Source organism: Streptomyces sp. NPDC002130 (assembly GCF_040296465.1).
Classification (GTDB): domain Bacteria; phylum Actinomycetota; class Actinomycetes; order Streptomycetales; family Streptomycetaceae; genus Streptomyces.
Map to the genome: position 1 here is coordinate 1 of NZ_JBEOXI010000715.1, position 1,635 is coordinate 1,635.

Below are 1,635 nucleotides of genomic sequence, written 5' to 3' on the forward strand. Positions count from 1 at the left end.
GGTCTGCGCCGCGAACCCCAGGTGCACATGGTCGAACCGGACGACCTCCCTGGCCTCCGCGTCGACCGTGGAGTTGAGCTCGGGGAAGCGCGGCGAGCACGTCACTGTTCGCGGCCCTCGTAACGGATTCCCGTTCGTCGGAGAAGGTAGCGCTCTGTTCGTTGCCGGTGGCATCGGCATCACGCCGATCATCGCAATGGTCCGTGCAGCAAGAGAATTGGGAATGGACTGGTACTTCGTGTACTCGGGCCGCTCCCGTGAATCCATGCCGTTCCTCGACGAGATCGCAACCTGGGATCCCGAGCGTGTCTTCGTGCGTCCGGACGACGAGTTCGGATTGCCCACCACCGCAGACCTTCTCGGGCGAGCACCGGTCGGCGGCGCCGTGTACTGCTGTGGCCCGACGCCCATGCTCGACGCCGTCCGCCGCGGTTTCCGCGATACACCATCCACTGCTTTGCATTTCGAGCGGTTCGGGGCTCCGCCGGTGATCGACGGCAAAGAATTCGAAGTGCAGCTGGTCAATTCGGGACAGGTGCTCACCGTGCCCGCCGACGAGTCCGCGCTCGACGTCATCAAGAAGACGTTGCCCGGTGTCGGGTACTCGTGTCAGCAGGGTTTCTGCGGAACCTGTCGCGTGAAGGTGCTCGCGGGTAAACCCGATCACCGCGAAAGGCGTCTGACCGACACCGAACAGGAAACGGAGATGCTCATCTGCGTATCCCGTTCCGACGGTGGACGTCTCGTTCTCGATCTCTAGATATTCCCGACTCCGAAGGGTTCGACAATGTCGAAGCACTCTCCTGTCCATGCCGTGACCGCGCGTCGTGTGACCAACGGTTCCGTCAGCCTGGCCGTGTTCGAGCAGGGCAAAGCGGACGGCGAGACCATCGTCCTGGTGCATGGTTGGCCCGACACCCATGAATTGTGGAACCGCATCGTGCCGTTGCTGGCAGACGATTTCCGCGTCGTCAGCTACGACAGCCGCGGGGCCGGCGAGAGCACGATCCCCTCGAGGGTGCAGGACTACCAACTGAGCGCACTGGCCGGCGATCTGTTTGCCGTCATCGACGCGGTCAGCCCCGGCAAGCCGGTGCACGTCCTGGCGCATGACTGGGGGTCCGTCGAAACCTGGGAAGCGGTCTGCGAGCCGGGCGCCGAGGAGAAGATCGCGTCGTTCTCGTCCATCTCGGGCCCGAATCTCGATCATCTCGGCAAGTGGATCCGGGCGAGCGCGTCCAAGCGTCGTTTCCTCGGCCCGGCGGCGCAGGGAATCGCGTCGGCCTACACCGTTCTGTTCCAGATTCCGGGCCTCTGCACGCTTCCGTTGCGTCTGTGGTTCTCCAAGCACTGGCCGGCATTTCTGGGCTTCTTCGACGGTCTGGACCCCCGTGTGGTCAACACCGCGCCCACCATCGCGGACGACATGGTGAACGGACTCAAGCTCTATCGCGCGAATATCCGGCCGTCTCTCGGCAAGCCGCGGGATCGGTACACGGACGTGCCTGTTCAGCTCATTTTGAACAAGCACGACAAAGCCGTTCGTCCGGTGGGATACGAAGAGACCCGGACCGGTGAGGCCCTGATCGACGGGACGGTCAACCTCAACCGGGCGATCCCCACCCTCGGTCTGAT

Annotated in this window: 2 protein-coding genes; both read left to right on the forward strand. The window is 63.6% G+C overall.

Going from position 1 to position 1,635, the window contains the following annotated elements; translation table 11 throughout:
* The first annotated feature begins 223 nt into the window (after nt 1-223).
* Nucleotides 224-760, forward strand: a complete 537-nt coding sequence (locus tag ABT116_RS44755) for a flavin reductase family protein (RefSeq protein WP_351646711.1) — start codon at nt 224-226, stop codon at nt 758-760.
* A 69-nt stretch (nt 761-829) separates the two neighbouring features.
* Nucleotides 830-1,635, forward strand: an 806-nt coding sequence (locus tag ABT116_RS44760) for an alpha/beta fold hydrolase (protein WP_351646714.1), incomplete at its 3' end; no start/stop codon positions are given.

Excerpts from the sequence above, each read along its gene's own strand:
- ABT116_RS44755 (WP_351646711.1), top strand. The coding sequence starts at position 224 with ATGGACTGGTACTTCGTGTACTCGGGCCGCTCCCGTGAATCCATGCCG.